We start from the raw sequence: 24,880 nt of genomic DNA on the forward strand, positions 1-24,880 counted from the left end.
AGTGGCGATTGAATCCTTCACCGGTAACGCGAACCCGTACGGAGGCGGCGACCCGTACGCGGACTACCGCACCGCGGACTTCCCCTTCACCCAGTACGCGAACCTCGCCGCCCGTGAGCTGGGCGCCGGTGTCATCGCCGCCAACGACGAGTTCTTCGCGCAGCGCGAGAACCTGCTGATCTCCGAGGCCGCGCACTTCGACCCCGAGGACTTCGGCCACAAGGGCAAGGTCATGGACGGCTGGGAGACCCGCCGCCGCCGCGGCGTCTCCGCCACCCAGCCCTGGCCGACCGCCGAGGACCACGACTGGGCGCTCGTACGCCTGGGCGCCCCCGGCGTCATCCGCGGCATCGTCGTCGACACCGCCCACTTCCGCGGCAACATGCCGCAGGCCGTCTCCATCGAGGCCACCAACTGGGCCGGCGCCCTCGCGCCGACCCCGGAGGAGCTCCAGGGCGACGACGTGAAGTGGACGACCATCGTGCCCCGCACGGCGGTCGGCGGCCACGCGGCCAACGGCTTCGAGGTGGACGCCCCGCAGCGCTTCACCCACCTGCGCGTCAACCAGCACCCCGACGGCGGCATCGCCCGCCTGCGCGTCCACGGCGAGGTCCTGCCCGACCCGAAGTGGCTCGACGCGCTCGGCTCCTTCGACGTGGCGGCCCTGGAGAACGGCGGCTCCGTCCAGGACGCCTCCAACCGCTTCTACTCCCCGCCGACCAACACCATCAACCCGGGTCGCTCGCGCAAGATGGACGACGGCTGGGAGACCGCGCGCCGCCGCGACAACGGCAACGACTGGATCCGCTACCAGCTCGTCGCCGAGTCCGAGATCCGCGCCGTCGAGATCGACACCGCGTACCTCAAGGGCAACTCGGCCGGCTGGGCCTCGCTGTCGGTCAAGACGGGCGAGGAGGGCGAGTGGACGGAGTTCCTGCCGCGCACCCGCCTGCAGCCCGACACCAACCACCGGTTCGTCCTGGACGCCCCGGCGGTCGGCACGCACGTGCGGATCGACATCTTCCCGGACGGCGGCTTCTCCCGCCTTCGCCTGTACGGCTCGCTGACGGAGGGCGGCGCGGCGGCGCTGACCGCCCGTCACCAGGAGCTGGGCGGCTGATCCGGCCGTAGCCGACGCACAGCCCGCCCCGGGGGCCGACACCCCCGGGGCGGGCTTCGCCCTTTCAGCCCCCGTTCCAGCCCATTTCAGCCCCGCCGGCATTTGAGGCGCGGGGTCCGGGGCGGAGCCCTGTGCCCCCACCCCGCACCCCGCCCGTCGGGGCGCGCGACCTCGTGCCGGCGCTCCCGCGCCCGCCCGCCGGGGCGCGCGGCCCCGGAATCCGCCCGCACGCCCGGCCCGAGGGCCACGCACGCCCGGCCCGAGGGCTACGCGGCGTGCCCGCCGTCGACGGCGAACTCCGCGCCCGTCACGTACGAGGCCTCCTCGCCCGCGAGGAAGGACACCACGGCCGCCACCTCCCGCGGCGCACCGAACCGCCCGAGCGCGGTCATCGCGGCCTGCGCCCCCGCGTACGGTCCGTCCGCCGGGTTCATGTCCGTGTCCACGGGCCCGGGGTGGACGATGTTCACGGTGATCCCGCGCCCTCCCAACTCCCGGGCGAGGGCCCTGTTCAACCCGATCAGCGCCGACTTGCTCATCGTGTAGAGCGCTCCGCCCGGCCCCGGCACGCGTTGGGTCATGCAGCTGCCGATGGTGATGATCCGCCCGCCGGGGCCGAGGTGCGCGGCCGCTGCCCGGGTCGTGTGGAACACCCCGCGCACGTTGACCGCGAGCACGCGCTCCACGTCGGCCGGAGCCAGCTCCGCCAGCGGCCGGATCAGGCCCACGCCGGCATTGTTGACCAGCACGTCGAGCCGCCCGAAGCGCCGTACGGTCTCCCCGACGGCGTTCGCGGCCTGAGCGGCGTCCCCCGCATCGGCCCGCAGTGCGACGGCCCGCCGACCGAGCGCCTCGACCTTCCCGACGACCTCGGCCGCGGCCTCCGCGTCGCTGACGTAGGTGATCGCGACGTCCACCCCGTCCTCGGCGAGCCGCAACGCGACGGCCGCCCCGATCCCCCTGCTCCCACCGGTCACCAGCGCCACGGTGCTGTTGCTGTCCATGTCGTTCCTCCCACATCGATTGGTTGCTGTTTCAATCAAATCTCCGCGGGATCAACACCGCTGGCAGGAATCCGACCTGGCGTTTCCACGCGGGGGAGGGGGAACGCGGAAGCGCCCCGCCAGGAGTGATCTCCCGGCAGGGCGCCCGTGGTTACCGCTGTTTCTCCTGGCTATCCGATGGTCAGGAAGGTGTTCCAGCCGTCCTCGTCACGACCCATGGGGCTCCCGATGGTGCTGGTTCCACCTTGGAAGATCCATTGGTTCTCGTTGGTCCCGACGGCCCAAATGTCGGGGATGCCGTCACCGTTGGCATCGGGGGTGCCGAGGACCTTGGGGTAGGCGGCCCTGCCCCAGCCGGTGGTGGCGTAGGTGTGGTCCTCGGCGCCCTCGGAGTTCGCCTTGGACTCCAGGGACGTGAGGTCGACGCCGCCGTTGACGCCCGGCTTGCCCTTGCGCAGGGCCAGGCCGCGGTTGGCGTTGGTGTTGTCCCGGAAGATCAGGTCCGGGACCTTGTCCCCGGAGACGTCCCGGACACCGACGATGTCGCGGCCTGCCCAGCCGGTGGCCATCCTCTTGTAGGAGGCGAAGCTGGAGCCGGTGTAACCGGAGAACACCCAGAAGCCGTCGGCGTCCAGGGCGAACAGGTCGCCCAGGCCGTCGCCGTCGATGTCCTCGGTGACGACGAGCTGCCGGAAGGCGGACGGGTCGGGTGCGCTGAGCGGCATCTGCATCTGCATGCGGCGGCCGACGTCGAACTGGCCGGTGCCGGTGCCGGGGTAGATGTAGAGCTTGCCGTCGGGCATCCGTGCGATCAGGTCCGTGAGGCCGTCTCCGGGGTACCAGTCGGTGGCGTGACCGATGAGCGCGGACTGGCCGGTGGCCGGATCCTTCCAGTACCCGGGAGCCACGGGCTGGCCGTTCTCGACCGCGCCGGGGATGTAGGCGTCGGTGTCGCCGACGCTGTCTCCCGCGTAGGTGCGCAGGTTGCCGTCCTTGTCGATGGCCAGGAGGTCGGGGTTGCCGTCTCCGGTGACATCGCCGGGCTTGTCCTGGCCGGCCCTCGGCTTGACGAGGAACCCGTAGACGCTCTGGTTGGAGATGTTGCCGGACTTGCTGACGGTGCGGACGTAGAGGACGTTCGGACCGGAGGTGTCCACCTGGAGCGGGACGACGGCCTCGTCGCTACCCGCCTTGGGCGTGGCCTTCTGGTCGAAGTAGGGCCGGTTCAGGCTCCACTGGTACTCGTGGATGTCCTCCGCCTTGGCGCCGTTGCCCTTGACGGTGAAGGTCTGCCCGGGCGTGCTGGCGGGCTCGGTGCTCCACTCGGTGAAGTTGTCGCCCTGCGGGGGAAAGGCGGCGGAGGAGACGGCGGGGTTGGGCGGGACGGTGTGGCTGACGGTGAAGGTGCACCATCCGCTGCTTCCGGAGTTGAGCGGCCCGCTGCCGCCCGACCACGCGCCGTCCTTGTCCGTGGTACGGGAGAGCCAGTAGTACGTCTGGCCATCGGTAAAGGTGTCCAGGGGTACCTCGGCGCTGACGACGCCATCGATGTTGGCCGGCAGCCACTGGTCGAAGACGGGCCCCCCGCCGGCGGCCGGCCACACCTCGATCTGGACCCGGTCGAGGTTCTGCTGATCGGGCCGGTCGTCGCGGTCGGAGCCCTTGACCTGGAAGGTCACGTTTGTTTTGCCGATGGCGGTACCGGAGCCGCTGGTCTGGCACGGCCCGCCGGGGATGGTCTGCATGTTCGCCGCGACGGGGATGTCGGGACGGTTGTTGTAGACGACCTCGATGTACGGCGCGGTCTCGCCGTTGGCGATGAACTTCTTCCAGTAGTACGAGTCCGACTCGTTCGGGGCGGCGAACCCCAGGGACAGCGCCCCCCAGCCGCTGTTGGCGGCTTCGGCGACAAGGCCCTTGATGTCGGGTGCGATCCAGTTGTCGGGGCACGAGCTGTTGTAGCCGTAGCCGGCACGCTCGGTCGCGACCTTCCTCGTCCAGAATCCGGTCGTGTTGTTCCACGTGCTCGACGACGTGATGTACGGAGTCGAGTAGATATCCGTCGGCTTCTGGTCGCAGGACCACGAATACGTCTGCAATGCCCGGACGCTGGCCGAGACTATTTCGGAGCCGTGGAGCTGGCTGCCGAAGTCGAAGTTGAATATGGAGCGAGATGTTCCGCCGGAGGTGGACTCGTATCCGACGCGGGCTTCGTGCGTGCCGCTCGCGTTGTAGTTCTGCCCGTTGTAGAAGCTTGAATTTCCTGCCGTCTTGTAAAGAAGGGTCCAAGCGTGCTTGTGACCCTTGAACGAGGGGTCGATGAAGACCGGATATACCGTTTCCGGAGCATTGAGCAGCGCATTGTCAGGGGTGAGGGACAGTGCATTGTCGGCGAGCGTCGCCGCGACGGGCTTCAGGCGCGCGCCCTCCGCGCCGGCCAGGCCGGCCAGGGCCAGCGTCGGGTGCTGCTCGGCGACATCGGTCGGCTTCCAGGCCGGCTTGTTGTCGGTGGTGGCGACCTTGCCGCTGGAGTCCCACATCATCGGGGTCGGCGAGCCCGCGATCTCTTCGCCCTTGGCGTCACGGGCGCTCAGCGCGTCGGACTCGTCATCAAGGTGGAAGGTCATGTCGGGGCTGGCCAGACGGTACTTCAGCTGTCCCAGCAGTGGATCGGCCGCAGCCTGCTTGTCCTTGACGACCAGCAGGTGTGAGTAGCCGCCGTCCTGCGCGGTCATCACCAGGTCGATCCCGGGGCGGACGTTCTCGTACAGGGCGCGCGGGCCGTCGATGACGGGCGCGGGCAGGGCCCCGGGCCAGCTGACGTTCATGTCGTGGCCGCCGGTGTTCAACCGGACCAGCTCGGACCACACTTGGCCGGGAGTGTCCTGCCGCAGCGACACCCGGTTCACGCCACGCGAAGCGCGCTCCTCGCCGCCTGCCTGCTCCTTCGACCCTCCGCTGAAGAAGACACGGCCGTTGACCGCCTTGGCCGCGTATCCGCCCTCCACCCGCTCCAGACCGGTGTCGATGGGCTTCCACTTGCCGTTCACGTTGGCGCGGAAGGCCGAGCTGAAGATCTGCTTGCGGAACGACCCGTCAGGCTGCGCCCATGTCGTGGTGTTGGCGCTGCGCGCGGCGGTGACCTCAACCTCTTTGCCGCTCTTCTGGGCCAGTCGCCGCGCCTGCGGTTCGTCGACCGGAGCATCCTTGTCAGGTCGGTTGTGCGACTTCCCGTCGCCGATCACCTGTACACCGACCGGCACCGCGACGGCGGTGGCCAGCAGCACGGCCAGACCCCCCAGGGCACGCCGGCGCCTGTACCACCGACGCGCAGGTGCGGGGACTTCTGCTGCCCCGGCGCCCGTTGGCGGACTTTCGCCCGCGGAATCACTGACAGACACGACGTACTTCTCCCCCCTCGGGCGCCCGACATGGCAGCCCTCGGCACTCACTGAATGATTTGGGACCTTGGCCTGAACAACCTCAACGGCCGGCCCCGCCCGGCCGTTGAGGCGCAAGGCGTGCGAGCTGAGCATGAACCATCCCGGTGACATCTTCATCCCCGGCATTCACCGCCGGGCACACCGTTAGCGACTGATTTGCTCCGATTACCCAGGGCTAGACCACCCGTCAAGTGACAAAGCCCACACCGGATATCGGAACCGTGGCTTTTCCGGCCCGCTGGTCCCAGAATCAGTGATTCATTGTCAGTTTCCTGCCGGCCGTGTGCCATTGCCGTGGCGGCAGATCGTGGGGGGTCCGCATGTCGCCGTTCTCGGCGAATTTCCGCCTGCCCGGAAACAGAAAGGCGCGCGCAGCACGCGCGCGCCTTGCCGGGCGCACCGGCATCACTCTTTCCGTGGTGCTGGTCGCAACTCTTATGCCCGCCCAGGCCTGGGCGGCACCACCGGGCGACCGCAGTGGCGTTGAGCTGCCGGGGCTCCAGAAGGACCTCAAGGTCAAGCCCGACCCGGCCGCCATGGACGCGCTCGGTCGGTGGGTCGGCGATCCGCCGAAGACGCTCGAGGGGTACGCGCCGACCGCGGTGGCACCGCCCGCTGCGGCCTCGGACAGTGTCCCCCTGTCGTCCGTGCCTGCCGCCGAGTTCGTCCAGGTCGGCTCGCTCCCGGTCAGCATCGGCAAGGTTTCCGGGACCGGGGTCGCACCGTCGGGCACGTGGGGGGCGGCTGTCGAGAGCCGCGAGAAGACCGAAGCCGCCGGTGTCGATGGCGCCATCATCAAGATCACGCCGCCCACTGACGCGGTGAACCCGGTCGACATCAAACTGGACTACTCGAAGTTCGAGGACCTGTACGGCACCGAGTGGGCCTCGCGCCTGAAGCTGCGGCAGTACCCTGCATGCTTCCTCGACCACCCTGAACTGCCCGAATGTTCAGCGTCCGTGGAGGTTCCCACCTCGAACCTTGCCGCTGACAAGAAGGTCATCGCGACCGTCGACCCGGCTGCCACCCCCGTTCAGGGCATGCGGACCATGACCGGGGGCGGCGCCGCTCCCATGGCGGTCGTCGCCTCCGACGGGGCAGCCGGTGCGGGCGGCTCGTACAAGGCCACTTCCCTTTCACCCTCGGGCTCTTGGACCGCAGGTGGCAGTGGCGGCGGCTTCTCCTGGAGCTATCCGCTGGCCGTGCCCCCGGCGCCCGCGGGTCCTACCCCGTCCATCGCGTTCTCGTACTCCTCGCAGGCGGTGGACGGCAGAACGTCCGTGGCGAACGGCCAGGCGTCCTGGATCGGTGACGGCTGGGACTACAACCCGGGCTTCATCGAACGCCGCTACCGTTCCTGCTCCGACGACCTGAAGGCCTCGTCGCGCGGCAAGCCGAACAACGACAACGACACGGACAAGAAGAAGGGCGACCTGTGCTGGGCCGGTGACAACGTCGTCCTCTCCCTCAACGGGTCGTCCACCGAACTCGTCCACGACGCCGGCAGCGGAAAATGGGTCCCCGCCACCGATGACGGCTCCAAGGTCGAGCTCAAGACGGGCGGCGGCAACGGCGCGAAGGACGGCGAGTACTGGGTCGTCACCACGCGCGACGGCATGCGCTACCACTACGGGCGCCACAACGTCGGCCCCCACGGGGACGGTACGTCGGTCAAGACCGTGACCGACTCCGTCTTCACCGTCCCGGTCTTCGGCAACCACCCCGACGAGCCCTGCTATCAGTCGGCCTACGCGAATTCCTCCTGCACCCAGGCCTGGCGCTGGAACCTCGACTTCGTCGAGGACGTCCACGGCAACGCCATGGTCATCGACTGGGTGAAGGAAGAGAACCGCTACGCCAGGAACGAGAAGGTCAACGAGAAGGACCGCGCCAAGGTCGGATACATCCGCGGCGGCTACCCGACCCGCATCCTCTACGGACTGCGGGCCGACAACCTGGCCGGCGCCCCCGCGGGCAGGGTCGACTTCGGGGTGGAGCAGCGGTGCTTCGAGGAGAAGGACATCTCCTGCGCCGACTCCCTGTTCGGTTCCAAGAACGGAATCGGATGGTATGACACCCCCGCATCCCTGAACTGCAAGATGGACGCGGCGGCCTGTGAAACCTTTTCCCCCACGTTCTGGTCGCGCATGCGCCTGGACCGGGTGACCACCTCTGGTCAGCGCACTGAGGGCTCCACCGAGCTCACCAAGGTCGACCAGTGGGCCCTCAAGCAGTCGCTGCCCAAGCACCGCACGGACACCAGCCCCCCGCTGTGGCTGGAGTCCATCACCCGGACCGCCTACGCCGCCAAGAACAGCGGCCTCGGCCGTTCGCTGCCCCCGGTCTCCTTCAAGGCCAACGAAGTCGACATGCCCAACCGTGTCGTCAAGGCTCCCGTGAACGGCAAGGAGGACGCGGCACCGGACTTCGACAGGCTTCGGGTGGAGACCATCCTGACCGAGACCGGTGGCGCGATCGAGGTCAAGTACTCCGCTCCGTGCGCGAAGGGGACCGCCGTCCCCGATCCGGCGAAGAACACCACGCGCTGCTTCCCCGTCCGGTGGTCCGCAGACTCAGGACTGGACCCGGACAAGGTGCCGCCGGTCGAACTGTTCAACAAGTACGTCGTGGACAGCGTGGTCGAGAGGGACCGGGTGGCGCAGCGCCCCGACGTCACGACCAGCTACACGTACGAGGACGCCGCCTGGGCCAAGGACGACGACGAGTTCACCAAGCCCGATCGGCGTACCTACAGTCAGTGGCGCGGCTACGCCGGCGTGCTGACCACCACGGGGCACACGGAGAACGCGGGCAAGGCCAACGCGACCGAGCAGTCCCAGACCCGCACTCGGTACTTCCGCGGTCTGTCCACCGCTGCCTCCAAGGTCATCGTCAAGGATTCCACCGGCACGCAGGACCTCGGCGAGGACCTGCCTCAGTTCCAGGGCCAGGCCGCCGAGACCATCACCTACACGAAGCCCGGCGGCAGCGTCGAATCCCGTGAGCTGTCTTCACCCTGGCGCAGCGAGCGGATCGCCTTCCGGACCCGTGCCGACAACACCACGCTCGAGGCGTACCGCGTAGGCACGGCACGCACCGAGGCGATCCAGTCCGTCAGTGGCGGCAAATCCCGGATGGTGCGCACCCTCAACACCTACGACGAGAAGGCCGCTTCCCATGGTCTGCTGCTCACCACGCAGACCGATGCCTTGGAGAACCAGGGCACTGGCTGGAGCACCGTCAAGCAGTCCTGCAGCAAGCCCACGTACGTCCACAACCCGACGAACAACCTGATCGGTCTGCCGTCCGAGGTGATCGAGACGACGGGCGACTGTGCGGGCGGCGGTGTCGAGGCCGGCGCGCGCCTCAGCGCCATCCGTACCTCCTACGACGCGCCGAACGCCTTCGGCGCTGCACCCACCAAGGGCCTCCCGTACCAGGTCGACAGCAGCGACGCGGCAGGCACGGGCTGGACGACGTCAGGGCGCACCGAGTACGACGCGCTCGGCCGCGCCATCAAGACCTACGACGCCGCCGGCAACCCGTCGAGCATCACCTTCAGCCCCGCCACCGGACCGGCATTCTCCACAACGGCGACCAACGCGCTCGGGCACACGGTGACCACCAAGGTGGACCCCGCCCGCGGCAGCGTCCTGGAAGCGACCGACGCCAACGGCCGCAAGGTCACCACGGTCTACGACGAATTGGGCCGGAGCACCGAGGTCCGGACCCCTTCGCAGAAGCCCACCGACCCGGCGGCCTACACGTTCGAATATCAGATCACCGAACTCAAGACGCCGGCCGTCATCTCCCGCACGCTCAAGGACAACGGGACCTACAGCACCTCCATCGCGATCTACGACGGATTGCTGCGCCCGCGTCAGACCCAGACCGAGGGCCCCGGCGGCGCACGGCTGATCACCGACACCCTGCACAGCGCGAACGGAACCGTCAGCCAGACCAACAACGGTTACCTCGCCGAGGGCAAGCTGAGCACGGAGCTCTACGTTCCCAAGTCGGTCACCGAGGTGCCCAGTTCCACGCAGACCGCCTACGACGGCCTCGGCCGCGCCGTGCGCGTCACCACCCTGGAGAAGGGCCAGGCCCGGCAGTCCGCCGTCACACAGTACGGCGGCGACTGGACCTTGACCCGAAGCGGCATGTCGCCCACCGGGTCGACCCCTCTGGCCGGCAGCCGCGCCGCCAAGACGTGGACCGACGCCCTGGGCCGCACCTCCGAGATCGAGCACTACACCGCCACCGACCTCAGCACGTCGAACAAGACCAGCTACACCTACGACGTGCGCGGCAAGCTCGCCAAAGTCACCGACACCGCCAGCAACAACTGGACCTACGCCTACGACGCCCGCGGGCGCCTGACCGCGTCGGAGGACCCCGACACCGGCAAGTCGACGTTCACGTACAACAACCTCGACCAGCAGGTCTCGACGACCAACGTCTACAACGTCACCCAGTACACGTCGTATGACGTCCTCGGCCGCAAGACGGCGCTGCGCGACGACTCCGAGACAGCCGACCCCATCGCCACCTGGACCTACGACACCCTCCCGGGCGGCAAGGGCCAGCCCGTCGCCTCCACCCGCAAGTGGGGGGCGGGTTCGTACAAGACCGAGGTCACCGGCTACGACAGCGAGTACCGGCCCACCGGATCCAGGATCACCATCCCCGACCTTCCTGCCACGAAGGGGCTGGCCGGCAGCTACGCCTACACGACCACCTACACGCCCCGGGGCAACGTCCAGTCGACGACCGTCCCGGCGACCGTCGGCGGTCTCGCCGCCGAGAAGCTGATCACCCGCTACAACGCCGACGGCATGGTGCAGACCATGTCCGGCCTGTCCTGGTACACCTCGGACACCGTCTACAGCCCGTACGGCGAGATCCTGCGTACCGCCTCGGGCAACGCACCCCACCGCATATGGACCACGAACACCTACGACCCCCACACCGGACGGGTCGCCTCGGCGACCAGCCACAAGGAGACGCGCGACCCGACATCGGGTTCGAACCTCCTCTCCTCGCTCAGCTACACGTACGACCCGGTCGGCAACCCGACCTCCATCACGGACACCTACCCCGGCACCACCCCCCAGTCCCCGGCTCTCGTGGACCGTCAGTGCTACACCTACGACGCCATGGGCCAGCTCGTTCGCGCCTGGACCGGCAAGACGGACGGCTGCCCCACCAGTCCCACCGGCCCGGCACGCACGGAGGTGGGATCGGGTACGCCGGGTGATGCCTACTGGCAGGACTACCAGTTCGACGCCATAGGCAACCGCACCAAGCTCACCGATCGCGACCCCACCGACGGCGCCCTCGACGACGAAACGACGTACACCTACGGCGTGGAGATCACGGGCGGCGCCCTGCCGAACCCGAAGAAGCAGCCCCACGCCCTGACCAAGGTCAACAAGACCACCAGGACGCCCGGTTCCACGGTCGACTCCCTGTCCACGTACACCTACAGCGCGGCGGGCAGCACCAAGACCCGCACCATCGACGGTGACACCCAGACCCTGAACTGGGACCGCCGGAGCAAGCTCCTGTCGGCCACCAGCCCCGGCATCGGCTCCGTCGCCGTCACCGGCCTCTCCGGCAAGTGCCTCGACGTCCAGGACGGCGGCACCGCCGACGGAACCCCCGTCCAGCTGCTGTCCTGCAACGAGAGCAAGCCCCAGCAGTGGCGCATCAGCGGCGACACCGTCCAGGCCCTCGGAAAGTGCCTCACCTCCGAAAACGGCAAGGCCGTCCTGAAGGCGTGCAAGCCGGGCGAGGCGAGCCAGAAGTTCACCTACCGGGAGACGGACAAGTCCCTCGTCACCGGCACCAACCAGTGCCTCACCGTCCCCAACGACAATGACGCCGAGGGCAACGACCTGCACACCTTCACGTGCGCCAGTCCTGCCCCCACTCCGGCCCAGCAATGGAGCTTCGGCAACCTCACCAGCTATCTCTACGACGCGTCCGGCAACCGGGTCATCCAGGAAACCGGCAGCGCCCGCACCCTCTACCTCGGCGAATCCGAGGTCACGGTCGACAAGGCCGGCAAGGCCATGGACGCCGTCCGCTACTACAGCAGCCCCGGCGCCCCGACCACCGTCCGCCGCACCAACGGCAAGACCACCGGCCACACCCTGACCCACCTGCTGACCGACCACCACAACACCGCGACCATCAGCGTCGAGCAGAAGGCCGGCCAGCCGACCACCCGCCGCAAGTCCGACCCGTACGGCAACCCCCGCGGCAGCCAGCCCTCCAGCTGGCCCGGCAACCGCACCTTCCTCGGCGTCGGCAACGACGACAACACCACGGGCCTCACCCACATCGGCGCCCGCGAATACGACGCCAGCACCGGCCGCTTCATCACGGTCGACCCGGTCATCGACATCACCGACCCGCTCCAGATGAACGGGTACACGTACGCCAACGGCAACCCCATCACCAACCTGGACCCGGACGGCCTCAAGTACTTCGAGGGTGACAGTGACGGGGGCTTCCAGGCTGCCTCCCAGAATGTCGTGAAGGTTGCACAGGAACGGCAGTATCGGCGGAACAACGTCGGTCAAAATACAAAGAACACGTTCAATCGTGCCCGCTACAGCATCCTGAAAGGCAAGAAAGATTACCTGCGCAATAGCAAGAACACTTCGGGTAAAACCCTCGCTCGAATGCAGCGTAAATATGATGAGAGTAACGGTTCTGTAACTGCGCAAATCTCGTACAAGATGTGGCTATACGGTGCATCGGACGAGGAGCTCGATTACTTCAACGGTCACTTCTGTGATTTCGTTCAGTGCAACAACTGGATGGAAGCCCTGGAGACTGGTGAGCAAGTTTCGTCGGACATCTATGAGAAGACTGACGGTCAACTCATGGGTGAAATGGTCGGAGCGGGGCTTGGTTCGCGCGCTGTGGCAACCAAGAGGGCGAACGCGGCAGCAGGAAAGCCGTGCGGCAATAGTTTTGTCGACGGAACGCGCGTCCTGTTGGCTGACGGAAGCAGTAAGTCCATTGAAGACCTTGTGGAGGGTGACGAGGTTCTCGCTACCGACCCCGAGACGGGCGAGACGTCGAAGCAGGCCGTCACCGCGACCATCCATACGGAGGACGACAAGGCCTACGTCGACCTGGGAATCCAAACTCCAAGCGGAGTCGAGACGATCACGGCAACGGGCCACCACCCCTTTTGGTCGAAAACTGAGCAGGTCTGGAAGGAAGCCAAGGACCTGAAGTTGGGCGAGAGCCTTCGCACCGACCAAGGGATGCCCGCAGTCGTTTCAGCGGTCCGTGTTTACGAAGCGTTCGATCGGACCCACAATCTCACCGTTGCCGACCTTCATACGTACTATGTACTTGCGGGAACGGTTCCTGTTCTCGTTCACAACTGCGGCGGTCCCACGCTGGCGAATGGCGCCAGTACGGAGGGGTTGACGGTGAGTGAAATGACGCGGATTCAAAACGCTGCTGACTTTCGAGGCGTGTCGATCGCGGTGGTAGGGAGCAAAGTGAAGGGGCCTAAGTCTGACACAAATCCAAATGGGTACTGGGCTGGGTCTGACTACGACTATGTGATTACCGGAATTAGCAGCCGCACAAAGAGTCGGATTTCAGGCCAATTGCCCAAGGCTGACGTGACTCTGGGTAGAGGTAGGCGTCAAGATATATTCACCGGTAAGCTGATCGAAACGGAGCCTTATGTCATGTTCCATCCTCGGAGTGGTAAGTGAATCAAGATGGAGCGGATGGCACCGTTCTTGCGGTGTCCGGAAACTACGCTGTAGTTCGCCTTCCGGGTCGCAACTTCCCGGCGGCAGCCATTCAAGGGGACTCGCTTAAGATCCTTCAGGAAACCGTAAGGGAGCTTTCTGATTGCCTGGCGGCGGGTGACCTTGCAGAGGCTGCGTTTCCGTTGAATGACGTGGCGGCGACCATCGCTGAAATGCTTGAGGTGTATGAGGGTGCTGCACGCGATTTGGGGCTCGAACTCCCATACTTCTCCTAGGTCATCGATGGGCTTTGAATCACGGGCCACCTGTCGCACAGTCCTGTGACGTAGCGGCAGTGCAGAGGAGCCCCGGCTGGGTATCTCGGTCGGGGCTCCGGTGCGTTGGCTGGTGCTCGTTCACAGGGTGTTGCGTTCTGGGATGCTGTGATTGTTGAACCTGGGAATGATCATCCGTGCGGCACGACGCCGAGCCCGAATGTGCCTTCCCGTGGGTCAGCAGAGGAAGCTGGGGCACGTGGCGTGGCGTCGCGATGAGTTCCTGGGGGTACGGGAGTCTGCACTTCCGTAGGGACGGAACCCATCGAGGAGCGCAGAGGTATGGGGAAGCTGAGTCTCACCACCTTTCTGACGTTGGACGGCGTGATGCAGGCCCCCGGTGGGCCCGACGAGGATCCGAGCGGGGGCTTCGAGTACGGCGGGTGGGTCGCGCCGTTCGCCGACGAGGGGATGGGGGAGTTCGTCACCGAGGTGTTCGGCCGGGCCGGGGCTTTCCTGCTCGGGCGCCGGACGTACGAGATCTTCGCCTCGTACTGGCCGGTGCACGACGACCCCGCCGACCCCATCCCCGCCAACCTGAACCGGCTGCACAAGTACGTCGCCTCGACCACGGTCAAGGAGCCGGCCTGGGGGCCGGTCACCGTGCTCGACGGGGAGCACCTGCAGAGCGAGATCGTGCGGGTCAAGGACGCGCTGGACGGGGAGCTCCAGGTGCACGGCAGCGGGCAGCTCGCGCAGTGGCTGCTGGCCCGCGATCTCGTTGACGAGCTGAACCTGTTGGTCTTCCCCGTGGTGCTCGGCGCCGGGCGCAGGCTCTTCCCCACCGGTGGGCTGCCGACCGCCTACGAGCTGACGAGCTCCCGCACGACGCCTGCCGGCACGGCCATGCACACGTACCGGCCCACGGGGCGGGCCGCCTTCGGCACCATCGGCGAATAGGCCGCCGTCCCTGCCGGAGGTGGATCAGCGCGGGTCCAGCGCCAGCTGGACCACGCGGCCCTCGCGCAGGACCAGGAGGTCCGGGGCCTCGTTCTCGTAGTGGCGGATCCGGCCGACCGGGCCCGGCGGGCGGATGTGGGGGGCCAGGAGCAGCAGGAGGTCCTCCACGTCCGGGAGCTGTTCCTCGTGGACCTCCTGGCGGGCCGTCAGGGCCCAGCCGCCGCGGTCGGCCGGGGCGAACTCGCCCACGAGCATGCCGCCCACCCGCCACGCCGGGCCCCGGGGCGAGAACAGTCCGGCCCCCGTCAGCTGGCGCCGTACCTCCGTGAGCACGTCGTCGGGCGTGGTGTCGAGCAGGTCGAACGCCAGGTCCAGGGCGTAGAGATCAGCCATGCCGCCGATGCTACGGGTTCGCCGCCCACGGCCCGGAAAGCAGTCGCTCCGCATGATCGGCTCCGGTACGGTGTGCCCGCACCCGTGCGAGCCGCCGATGTCTCCACCCACTGAAGAGCCGTTGGAGACATCCGGTGACCGTTGCCGCCCCCGCACCCGCCCCCTTCGAAGCCACCCCCCGCCGGGCCTGGCTCGCCGATCTGCCCGTGCTGGCCGTCGCCGTCGTGTGGGGCGGCAGCTATCTCGCGGCCAAGGGCATCACCACCACCCACACCGTCGTCGCCGTGCTCGTGCTGCGGTTCGCGCTCGTGCTGCCGGTCCTGGTCGTCGCCGGGTGGGCGCGACTGCGCGCGCTGAGCCCCGCCCAGCTGCGCGGCGCCGGGCTGCTGGGCCTCGTACTCGGCGGGATCTTCCTCCTGGAGACCTACGGGGTCGTCCACACCTCCGCCACCAACGCCGGGCTGATCATCAGCTTGACCATGATCTTCACCCCGCTGGCAGAAGCGGCCGTGAGGAAGCGGGCACCCTCCGCCGGATTCCTCGGCGCCGCTGCCGTCTCCGTCCTCGGCGTCGTGCTGCTGACGCAGGGCGCCGGATTCACCGCGCCCAGCCTCGGTGACCTGCTCATCCTCGGTGCCGCTCTCGCCCGGACCCTGCACGTCCTGCTGATGGCCCGCATCGAGGCCGTCCAGGACGCCGACTCGCTGTCCCTGACCACCGTGCAGCTCGGCGCCGCGGTCCTCGTCTTCGCACTGCTGGCCTCCGTACCCGGCACCGGCGACAGCCCCTGGGCCGCCGCGGCCGACTTCGGGCCCGCCGAGTGGGCCGGGCTCGCCTTCCTCTCCGTCTTCTGCACGCTCTTCGCCTTCTTCGTGCAGATGTGGGCCGTACGCCGCACCTCGCCCTCCCGGGTCAGCCTGCTGCTCGGCACCGAGCCCCTGTGGGCGGCCGTCGCCGGTATCGCCATCGGCGGGGAGGAGACCGGCCTCCTCGGGTACGCAGGAGCCCTCCTGGTCCTCGTCGGCACCGCATGGGGGCGGCGCGCCGTGACCAACTCCTGAGCCTCCCGAGCGTGGCCGGAATGCGTCGCAGCCACAGGTGATCACGCGGCTTAGTGTGGCCCCGTGCCCCCCTTACAGAGCCGGCAGGTCCGGGAGCTCCTCCAGCCGCACCCGGCGCCGCTCCCTGCGCGAGAGCTCGCAGGCCTCCGCGATCCGGAACGCCGCCAGCGCCTCCCGGCCGTCGCACGCGTTGGTGCCCGCGCCCCGCACCAGCTGGACGAAGGCCGCCAGCTCGGCCTCGTAGGCCGGGGCGAAACGTTCGAGGAAGCCGGTCCACGGCTTGCTCGCCGGCGGCGGGCCGTGCGGTTCGGTGGAGGCGATCGGCGTCCGGTCGTCCAGGCCCACCGAGACCTGGTCCCGTTCCCCGGCCAGCTCCATCCGAACGTCGTACCCGGCGCCGTTGCACCGCGTGCCGGTGGCCGTGACCAGGGTCCCGTCGTCCAGCGTCAGCACGGCCGCCGCCGTATCGATGTCGCCGGTCTCCCGGAACAGGGCGGGACCGGCGTCCGACCCGGCCGCGTACACCTCGACCACCTCGCGCCCGGTCACCCAGCGGACCATGTCGAAGTCGTGCACCAGGCAGTCCCGGTAGAGCCCGCCGGAGGTCGCCAGGTAGGCGGCGGCCGGCGGCGCCGGATCGGCCGTCATCGTCCGGACCGTGTGCAGCCGCCCCAGGGCGCCCGAACGGACCAGCTCGCGGGCCGTGCCGTAGCCCGCGTCGAACCGGCGCATGAAGCCCACCTGGAGCAGGCCGCCCGCGGCCGACACCTCCCGCAGCGCCGCCAGGGTCCGCTTCAGGTCCGGGGCCAGCGGCTTCTCGCAGAACACCGGAAGCCCGCCGCGGACCGCCCGTACGACGAGGTCCGCGTGCGCCTCGGTCGCGGAGGCCACCACGACCGCGTCCACGCCCCAGGTGAAGACCTGCTCCACGGAGGGCGCGGCAGTGGCCCCGAGCCGGTCGGCGAGTCGCGCCGCCCGCGCGGGATCGGCGTCCGCGAGCAGGAGCGAGCCCGCTTCCGGGTGACGGGCCAGAACCGTCGCGTGGAAGGACCCGATCCGGCCCGTTCCGATGAGCCCGATGCGCATGCACTCAACCTGGCCCCCCATGGGGAACCTGTCAATCCGCCCACGCATGTCAACCTGCCCGCGCGTGCCCCGATGCCCCTTCATGGTCGACTGTGGCGGATACTGAGCGGCTGGACCGGAATGGAGCCGGAATGACCGGATTGGTGACCGGCTCGACGGCGGACCGAATTGGTGACGAGGGAAGGGCGCGGCGACGTGGCTAGGGTTCGGACAGGGGTACGCGTCGTGGGCGCGGTGCTCGCGGCGGTACTGGGGGCCTCGCTCGCGGGCTGCAGCAGTACGGGTGGCAAGCGCGCCGAGGAGCGCGCGAAGGCCGCCCAGGCGGGCCGGCCCGCCGTCTCGACCCCGCGCTGGACCTTCGCGATGGTCACCCACGCGGGCGACGGCGACACCTTCTGGGACATCGTCCAGAAGGGCGCCAAGGAGGCCGCGGCGAAAGACAACATCAACTTCGTCTACGCCCACGACGACCAGGCGCAGCAGCAGGCACAGTTCGTGCAGAACGCCATCGACCAGAAGGTCGACGGGATCGTCGTCAGCCTGGCCAAGCCCGAGGCCCTCAAGGACGTCCTGGCCAAGGCGGTCAAGGCCGGCATCCCGGTGATCACGGTCAACTCCGGCTCCGCCCAGTCCGCCGAGTACGGGGCACTGACCCACATCGGCCAGGACGAGGAGATCGCGGGCGAGGCCGTCGGCACCGAGCTGAACAAGCGCGGGAAGAAGCGCGCCGTCTGCGTCCTGCACGAGCAGGGCAACGTCGGCCACGAGCAGCGCTGTGCCGGGGCCAAGAAGACCTTCTCCGGCACCCTGGAGAACCTCTACGTCGAGGGCACGAACATGCCCTCCGTGCAGGCGGCCCTGCAGGCCAAGCTCCAGGCGGACCCCTCCATCGACGCGATCGTCACCCTCGGCGCACCCTTCGCCCCCACCGCCGTCAAGGCGAAGGACGCGGCGGGCAGCAAGGCCGAGGTGGACACCTTCGACCTCAACGACTCGGTGGCCCGCGACCTGAAGTCCGGCGCCCTCGGCTTCGCCGTCGACCAGCAGCCCTACCTCCAGGGCTACGAGGCCATCGACCTGCTCTGGCTCTACCGCTACAACGCGAACGTGCTCGGCGGCGGCCGCCCGGTGCTCACCGGACCGCAGATCGTCACCGCCGCCGAGGCCGCCAAGCTGGAGGAATACATCAAGCGGGGCAGCCGATGAGCACGGCCGGTCCCGCCGACGGGCTCGACGAACGACTCGCCCCCACCTCCGCCCTGCGCAAGCTGCTCGGCCGCCCGGAGCTGGGCTCGGTGGTCGGCGCCGCCGCCGTGTTTGTCTTCTTCTCCCTCGCCGCCCCCAGCTTCCTGCAGGCCTCCAGCCTCAGCACGATCCTGTACTCGGCCTCCACCATCGGGATCATGGCCGCCCCGGTGGCCCTGCTCATGATCGGCGGCGAGTTCGACCTCTCCGCGGGTGTCATGGTCACCACCTCGGCGCTGGTCAGCTCGATGTTCAGCTACCAGATGACCGCCAACGTCTGGGTCGGTGTCGGGGTGTCCCTGCTGGTCACCCTTGCCATCGGCTTCTTCAACGGGTTCATGCTGACCCGCACCAAGCTGCCGAGCTTCATCATCACGCTCGGCACCTTCCTGATGCTGACCGGCCTGAACCTCGGCTTCACCAAGCTGATCACCGGCACGGTCTCCACCAAGACCATCGCCGACATGGAGGGCTTCTCCTCCGCCCGCGCCCTCTTCGCCTCGCAGTGGAACATCGGCTCGGTCACCCTCAAGGTCACCATCCTGTGGTGGTTCGCCATCGTCGCCGTCGCCACCTGGATCCTGCTGCGCACCCGGGCCGGAAACTGGATCTTCGCCGTGGGCGGCGGGGCCGACGCGGCCCGCGCCACCGGCGTGCCCGTCGTGAAGACCCGTATCGGGCTCTACATGGGCGTCGCCCTGTGCGCGTGGATCTCCGGCCAGCACATCCTCTTCTCCTTCGACGTGGTCCAGTCGGGCGAGGGCGTCGGCAACGAGTTCCTCTACATCATCGCGGCCGTCATCGGCGGCTGTCTGATGACCGGCGGCTACGGCTCCGCCATCGGCTCGGCGGTCGGCGCCTTCATCTTCGGCATGACCAGCAACGGCATCGTGTACGCCCAGTGGAACCCGGACTGGTTCAAGTTCTTCCTCGGCGCGATGCTCCTGCTGGCCACGCTGCTCAACGCATGGGTCCGCAAGCGGGCGGAGGCGACCAAGTGACCGCGACGGAAAAGACGACGACGGAGCCCGGGGCGGCCCCCGCCCTGGTGAAGCTGACCGACGTCAGCAAGTTCTACGGCAACATCCGCGCCCTCCAGGGAGTCTCCCTGGAGGTCTCGGCGGGCGAGATCACCTGTGTCCTCGGCGACAACGGCGCCGGCAAGTCCACCCTCATCAAGATCATCGCGGGGCTGCACCGGCACGACGCCGGAACCTTCGAGATCGAGGGGGAGGAGACCGTGCTCGCCAACCCGCGCGCGGCCCTCGACCACGGCATCGCCACCGTCTACCAGGACCTCGCCGTCGTCCCGCTCATGCCCGTCTGGCGGAACTTCTTCCTCGGCTCCGAGCCCACCCGCGGCCGCGGACCCCTGCGCCGCCTCGACGTGGAGTTCATGCGACGGACCACCCGCGCCGAGCTGCTGCGCATGGGCATCGACCTGCGCGACGTGGACCAGCCCATCGGCACCCTGTCCGGCGGTGAACGGCAGTGCGTGGCCATCGCCCGCGCCGTCTACTTCGGCGCGAAGGTCCTCGTACTCGACGAGCCCACCGCCGCCCTCGGCGTCAAGCAGTCCGGAGTGGTCCTCAAGTACGTCGCGGCCGCCCGGGATGCCGGCCTCGGCGTGGTCCTCATCACGCACAACCCGCACCACGCGTACCTGGTGGGGGACCGTTTCGTCCTCCTCAAGCGCGGCACCATGGCGGGCAGTCACACCCGCGACTCGATCACGCTCGACGAGCTCACCCGGCAGATGGCGGGCGGCTCCGAGCTCGACGAGCTGAGCCACGAGCTGGAGCGAGTGGCAGAATCAGGGACAGGCACCCCGGACGCCACGGCCGGCACGGACGCCACGGACGGCGCAGCCGGTCCGGGCGGCCCGGCCGACGGGGCCCGACCGGAATCCCGAACCACCGCACCCAAGAGGGACGACACGACTCGATGAGCACGTACCGGGACTTCACGCTCACCCACCGGGGGTCGGCGCGGAGCACCGTCCTGCGGACCATCGGGAGCCGGGAGCGCCGCTCGCACCTGACAGCCCCCAGGGTCCCGACGGTCGGCATCGACATCGGCGGCACCAAGGTGATGGCCGGCGTCGTCGACGCCGACGGGATCATCCTGGAGAAGCTCCGCACCGAGACCCCGGACAAGTCCAAGAGCCCCAAGGTCGTCGAGGACACCATCGTCGAGCTGGTGCTGGACCTCTCCGACCGGCACGACGTGCACGCCGTCGGTATCGGGGCGGCCGGCTGGGTCGACGCGGACCGCTCCCGCGTCCTCTTCGCACCCCACCTGGCCTGGCGCGACGAGCCGCTGCGCGACGCGCTCCAGTCCCGGCTCGCCGTCCCGGTCATGGTCGACAACGACGCCAACACCGCCGCATGGGCGGAATGGCGCTTCGGAGCCGGGCGCGGCGAGGACCACCTGGTCATGATCACGCTCGGCACCGGCATCGGCGGGGCCATCCTCGAAGGCGGCCAGGTCAAGCGGGGCCGCTACGGGGTCGCGGGCGAGTTCGGCCATATGCAGGTCGTCCCCGGCGGCCACCGCTGCCCCTGCGGCAACCGCGGCTGCTGGGAGCAGTACAGCTCCGGAAACGCCCTGGTCCGCGAGGCGCGCGAGCTGGCCGCAGCCGACTCGCCGGTCGCGTACAACATCATCGCCAAGGTCGGCGGCAACGTCCACGAGATCACCGGACCGCTGATCACCGAGCTGGCCCGCGAGGGCGATGCCATGTGCATCGAGCTGCTCCAGGACATCGGCCAGTGGCTGGGCGTCGGCATCGCCAATCTCGCCGCCGCCCTCGACCCGTCCTGCTTCGTCATCGGCGGTGGCGTCAGCGCCGCCGACGACCTGCTGATCGGCCCCGCCCGGGACGCCTTCCGCCGCCACCTCACCGGGCGCGGCTACCGGCCCGAGGCGCGCATCGCCAAGGCCCAGCTCGGCCCCGAGGCGGGCATGGTCGGAGCGGCCGACCTCGCCCGGCTCGTCGCCCGCCGCTTCCGCCGAGCCACCCGCCGACGGGTCGAGCGGTACGAACGGTACGAGCGCTACGCGCAGCAGCTGGGCCGGCGCGACCCCGCCGCCCCCGGCCCCGAGGACCAGGACAAACAGTGAACCCGCCCACCCTGCCCCACCAGGCCTCCGCCCCCGACGCGGAAGGCTCCCCGCCGCCCACCGCCGAGGACCGCCGGCACGTCGTCAAGCGCCGCTGGATCACCGCGATCATCATCCTGCTGCTGGTCGGCGTACCCGCGGGCTACCTGGCCATCTCCACCCAGCAGAGCCGCGAGAGCGGCCGCGACAAGGCCGCCAAGATCGGTGCCTCCAAGGTGCGCCCCGGCTGGCCCTCCAAGGTGCAGCGCAGCATCTACGAGGTCCCGGTCCCGGACAAGGCCTGGCGCGTCGGGTTCCTGGAGACCAACAACTGGCGCACCAGCCGGCTGTACGTCCAGTTCGCGGTCACCCCGCCGGAACTGGACGGCTTCCTGGCCTCCCTCGGCATCCGCCGCGAGGACCTGACCCACGGGGTGTCGATCTCCGAGCACGACACCGCCGTCGCCGGCTGGAACTGGAAGCGGCAGACCGACTGGCTGGGCACCACCCTGGAACAGGACGACCCCCGGCCCAGCCGGGACATCACGGTCGACCTCACCGACCCCAAGGTCTTCAAGGTCTACGTGGTCTCCTCGACCACGCCCTAGCCTGGGATCATGAAGCTCACCAAGCGGCTGCACTCCTGCGTCCAGTTGGAGAAGGACGGGCTCACGCTCGTCATCGACCCGGGCGCCTTCAGCGAGCCGGACGCGGGCCTGGGCGCGGACGCCCTGCTGGTCACGCACGAACACCCCGACCACTTCGAGGAGGGACGGCTGCGGGCCGCCCTCGACGCCGATCCGGCGGTCCGGCTGTGGACCCTGCGCAGCGTCGCGGAGAAGCTCGCCCCCGCCTATCCGGGCCGGGTGCACACCGTCGGCCACGGCGACACCTTCACCGCGGCCGGGTTCGAGGTCCAGGTGCACGGGGAGCTGCACGCGGTGATCCACCCGGACATCCCGCGCGTCACGAACGTCGGCTTCCTCGTGGAGGGTTCCCTCTTCCACCCCGGGGACGCGCTGACGGTGCCCGGGGTCCCCGTGGACACGCTGATGCTCCCCGTGCACGCCCCCTGGAACAAGGTCTCCGAGGTGATCGACTACCTCCGCGAGGTCAAGCCGCGCCGGGCCCTCGACATCCACGACGCCTACCTGTCCGACCTCGCCCGGCCGATCTACGACTCCGCCCTGAACGCCCTCGGCGGCACCGATCACGGGCGACTCACCGCCGGGGACTGCGCCGAACTGTGACTGTCGGTGCCGGGCGGTAGGTTGGCACGTATGCGTATCGCCACCTACAACGTCAACTCCATCACCGCCCGGCTGCCGCGTCTGCTGGCCTGGCTGGAGAGCTCCGGCACGGACGTCCTGTGCATCCAGGAGACCAAGTGCTCGGCGGAGCAGTTCCCGCACGCCGAGCTGCGCGAGCTGGGCTACGAGGCGGCGGTCAACGCCACCGGTCGCTGGAACGGCGTGGCCCTGCTCTCCAAGGCAGGCCTGGAGGACGTGGTCCTGGGGCTGCCCGGCGGACCCGACTACGAGGGCGTCCAGGAGCCCCGCGCGATCTCCGCCACCTGCGGGGGCGTGCGGGTCTGGTCGGTGTACGTGCCCAACGGCCGCGAGGTGGAGCACGACCACTACGGCTACAAGCTGAACTGGTTCCGCTCCCTCGCCGCGGCCGTCGCCGAGGACGCGGCCGGCCCGCGTCCCTTCGCGGTGCTCGGCGACTTCAATGTGGCCCCGACCGACGAGGACGTCTACGACCCGGCCGTCTTCGCGGGCCTCACCCACGTCACCCCCGCCGAGCGCGCCGCCCTGGAGGCGCTGCGGGCCGCCGGGCTCTCCGACGTCTTCCCGCGCGCACTGAAGTACGACCGCCCCTACACCTTCTGGGACTACCGCCAGCTCGCCTTCCCCAAGAACCGGGGCATGCGCATCGACCTGGTCTACGGCAACGAGCCCTTCACCAAGGCCGTCACCGACTCCTTCGTCGACCGCGAGGAGCGCAAGGGCAAGGGCGCGTCGGACCACGCGCCCGTGGTCGTGGACCTGGATCTCGAGCGGTAGGCATCCGGGCCGACGGATCCAGGCGCGCCCTGTGGCCAGCGGCGGGTCCTGGTGCGACGCTGGGCGGTATGAACATCCCTTTCCTGGACAACTGGCTGAACCGACGTGAAACGGAACAGGGTGCGGGACTCGCCGCAGCGTTCGCGGTCGACCCCGAGGGTGTCGCCGAGTTGTTCTCGGAGTGCGAGATGCTGCGCAGCCAGGCAAGGGCGGCCGGGCTCGAACTCGACGAGAACCAGGCCTCGTTGGAGGCGCTGGACCAGTTGATGCCCCGCTGGCGGCGGGACCCGGAGGCGGTGCCCTGGCTCGGCAACGACGCAGGCTTCTACCTCGGGACCGTGATCATCCGGACCATCCCGGAGGCCGCCTGGCGGGTGTGGCCCAATGGCCAGCCGGTGATCCGGCTGGCCTCGGGCCGCGAGCTGAACGTGATCGAGTCGGGGGTGTCCTGGGCGGTGACCGGATCCCCCGAGCTCAGCCAGGCGTACGCGGAGGCCTCCGAGGGCTGAAGTCGATGACCCGGCGTGTCGGAGTCGCCACTGCGCGCGAAGTACCCTTCCCCGGCTGGATAGTTTGCGCGGGAACCCCCGACACACCGACACCGACGAGTGGGCAGGGCAGTACATGGCCGTCGAACCGTTGATCGAGCTGCGTGACGTCAACAAGCACTTCGGAGAGTTGCACGTGCTGCGGGACATCAATCTCACCGTCGGCCGCGGTGAGGTGGTGGTGGTCATCGGCCCCTCCGGTTCCGGGAAGTCCACCCTGTGCCGGGCGATCAACCGGCTGGAGCCCGTCGAATCGGGCACGATCCTGCTCGACGGCGAGCCGCTGCCCGCCGAGGGCAAGGAGCTGGCCCGGCTGCGCGCCGAGGTGGGGATGGTCTTCCAGTCCTTCAACCTCTTCGCGCACAAGACCATCCTCGCCAACGTCTCGCTCGCGCAGGTCAAGGTCCGGCGGCGGGGGAAGGGCGAGGCGGACCGGCGCTCCCGGGAACTCCTGGAGCGTGTCGGCCTCGCCGACCAGGCCGCGAAGTTCCCGGCCCAGCTCTCCGGCGGCCAGCAGCAGCGCGTGGCCATCGCCCGCGCCCTCGCCATGGACCCCAAGGCCCTGCTCTTCGACGAGCCCACCTCCGCCCTCGACCCGGAGATGATCAACGAGGTGCTGGAGGTCATGCAGCAGCTCGCGCGCGAGGGCATGACCATGGTCGTGGTCACCCACGAGATGGGCTTCGCCCGCTCCGCCGCGAACCGGGTGGTCTTCATGGCGGACGGCCGGATCATCGAGGACCGCACCCCGGAGCAGTTCTTCACCGCCCCCGAGAGCGACCGGGCCAAGGACTTCCTCTCCAAGATCCTCAAGCACTGAGGGGCCCGGAGCGGGGCCGTCCCGGCCCGG

The 24,880-nt window shown here is 69.0% G+C and carries 18 protein-coding genes; 14 read left to right on the forward strand and 4 right to left on the reverse strand.

Annotated elements, in window-relative coordinates; genetic code table 11:
* Nucleotide 1: 1 nt before the first annotated feature.
* Nucleotides 2–1,120 (forward strand): allantoicase, encoded by a 1,119-nt coding sequence (alc, locus tag OG753_RS32635; RefSeq protein ID WP_401276174.1) that lies wholly within the window; start codon nt 2–4, stop codon nt 1,118–1,120.
* A gap of 266 nt (nt 1,121–1,386) precedes the next feature.
* On the opposite strand, the gene OG753_RS32640 is transcribed toward alc, so the two are convergent.
* Both OG753_RS32640 and OG753_RS32645 read right to left on the reverse strand, forming a co-directional pair.
* On the reverse strand, nt 1,387–2,124 hold the full coding sequence (locus tag OG753_RS32640; RefSeq protein WP_405791150.1) for an SDR family oxidoreductase: 738 nt from the start codon (nt 2,122–2,124) through the stop codon (nt 1,387–1,389).
* A gap of 170 nt (nt 2,125–2,294) precedes the next feature.
* Nucleotides 2,295–5,411, reverse strand: a complete 3,117-nt coding sequence (locus tag OG753_RS32645) for a DNRLRE domain-containing protein (protein WP_405791151.1) — start codon at nt 5,409–5,411, stop codon at nt 2,295–2,297.
* Between the two features lie 575 nt (nt 5,412–5,986).
* Here OG753_RS32645 and OG753_RS32650 point away from each other — a divergent pair.
* From OG753_RS32650 to OG753_RS32660, 3 genes are all read left to right on the forward strand, one after another.
* Nucleotides 5,987–13,315 (forward strand): polymorphic toxin-type HINT domain-containing protein, encoded by a 7,329-nt coding sequence (locus OG753_RS32650; protein ID WP_405791152.1) that lies wholly within the window; start codon nt 5,987–5,989, stop codon nt 13,313–13,315.
* The gene (locus tag OG753_RS32655; RefSeq protein WP_405791153.1) at nt 13,312–13,590 is read left to right on the forward strand and encodes a DUF6959 family protein; all 279 of its coding nucleotides are present in this window, start codon (nt 13,312–13,314) and stop codon (nt 13,588–13,590) included. Before OG753_RS32650 ends, OG753_RS32655 begins: the two co-directional genes overlap by 4 nt.
* A 321-nt stretch (nt 13,591–13,911) precedes the next feature.
* Nucleotides 13,912–14,529 (forward strand): dihydrofolate reductase family protein, encoded by a 618-nt coding sequence (locus OG753_RS32660; protein WP_405791154.1) that lies wholly within the window; start codon nt 13,912–13,914, stop codon nt 14,527–14,529.
* A 24-nt stretch (nt 14,530–14,553) separates the two neighbouring features.
* On the opposite strand, the gene OG753_RS32665 is transcribed toward OG753_RS32660, so the two are convergent.
* A complete protein-coding gene (locus tag OG753_RS32665; RefSeq protein ID WP_327265179.1) occupies nt 14,554–14,922 on the reverse strand; it encodes a hypothetical protein in 369 nt (122 codons plus the stop codon).
* Between the two features lie 134 nt (nt 14,923–15,056).
* Here OG753_RS32665 and OG753_RS32670 point away from each other — a divergent pair, with 134 nt between their 5' ends.
* Complete coding sequence (locus tag OG753_RS32670; RefSeq protein ID WP_405791155.1) at nt 15,057–15,983, forward strand: DMT family transporter; 927 nt, start codon at nt 15,057–15,059, stop codon at nt 15,981–15,983.
* Nucleotides 15,984–16,055: 72 nt separating this feature from the next.
* Here OG753_RS32670 and OG753_RS32675 read toward each other — a convergent pair whose 3' ends face one another.
* On the reverse strand, nt 16,056–17,069 hold the full coding sequence (locus OG753_RS32675) for a Gfo/Idh/MocA family oxidoreductase (protein WP_383192713.1): 1,014 nt from the start codon (nt 17,067–17,069) through the stop codon (nt 16,056–16,058).
* A 225-nt stretch (nt 17,070–17,294) separates the two neighbouring features.
* Here OG753_RS32675 and OG753_RS32680 point away from each other — a divergent pair, with 225 nt between their 5' ends.
* The 9 genes from OG753_RS32680 to OG753_RS32720 all read left to right on the forward strand — a co-directional run bounded on the left by OG753_RS32680 (nt 17,295) and on the right by OG753_RS32720 (nt 24,850).
* Complete coding sequence (locus tag OG753_RS32680) at nt 17,295–18,275, forward strand: sugar ABC transporter substrate-binding protein (protein ID WP_383192711.1); 981 nt, start codon at nt 17,295–17,297, stop codon at nt 18,273–18,275.
* Nucleotides 18,272–19,315, forward strand: coding sequence for an ABC transporter permease (locus OG753_RS32685; RefSeq protein ID WP_405791156.1), 1,044 nt, complete (start codon nt 18,272–18,274; stop codon nt 19,313–19,315). Before OG753_RS32680 ends, OG753_RS32685 begins: the two co-directional genes overlap by 4 nt.
* The gene (locus OG753_RS32690) at nt 19,312–20,262 is read left to right on the forward strand and encodes an ATP-binding cassette domain-containing protein (protein WP_405791157.1); all 951 of its coding nucleotides are present in this window, start codon (nt 19,312–19,314) and stop codon (nt 20,260–20,262) included. The genes OG753_RS32685 and OG753_RS32690 overlap by 4 nt, the downstream gene beginning before the upstream one ends.
* Entirely contained in the window at nt 20,259–21,437 is a 1,179-nt protein-coding gene (locus tag OG753_RS32695) for an ROK family glucokinase (RefSeq protein ID WP_327265185.1), read from the forward strand. The genes OG753_RS32690 and OG753_RS32695 overlap by 4 nt, the downstream gene beginning before the upstream one ends.
* Nucleotides 21,434–22,024 carry a hypothetical protein gene (locus OG753_RS32700; protein WP_327265186.1) on the forward strand — a complete coding sequence of 197 codons (591 nt, stop codon included), beginning with the start codon at nt 21,434–21,436 and terminating at the stop codon, nt 22,022–22,024. The genes OG753_RS32695 and OG753_RS32700 overlap by 4 nt, the downstream gene beginning before the upstream one ends.
* A 9-nt stretch (nt 22,025–22,033) precedes the next feature.
* Nucleotides 22,034–22,666, forward strand: coding sequence for an MBL fold metallo-hydrolase (locus OG753_RS32705; protein ID WP_405791158.1), 633 nt, complete (start codon nt 22,034–22,036; stop codon nt 22,664–22,666).
* 30 nt (nt 22,667–22,696) lie between these two features.
* Complete coding sequence (locus OG753_RS32710; RefSeq protein WP_327265188.1) at nt 22,697–23,482, forward strand: exodeoxyribonuclease III; 786 nt, start codon at nt 22,697–22,699, stop codon at nt 23,480–23,482.
* Between the two features lie 68 nt (nt 23,483–23,550).
* Nucleotides 23,551–23,991 carry a DUF6278 family protein gene (locus OG753_RS32715; protein ID WP_405791159.1) on the forward strand — a complete coding sequence of 147 codons (441 nt, stop codon included), beginning with the start codon at nt 23,551–23,553 and terminating at the stop codon, nt 23,989–23,991.
* 115 nt (nt 23,992–24,106) lie between these two features.
* Nucleotides 24,107–24,850: an amino acid ABC transporter ATP-binding protein gene (locus tag OG753_RS32720; protein WP_405791160.1), complete on the forward strand. Its 744-nt coding sequence runs from the start codon at nt 24,107–24,109 to the stop codon at nt 24,848–24,850.
* The last annotated feature ends 30 nt before the right edge of the window (nt 24,851–24,880 follow it).

Source organism: Streptomyces sp. NBC_00029 (assembly GCF_045160505.1).
GTDB lineage: Bacteria > Actinomycetota > Actinomycetes > Streptomycetales > Streptomycetaceae > Streptomyces.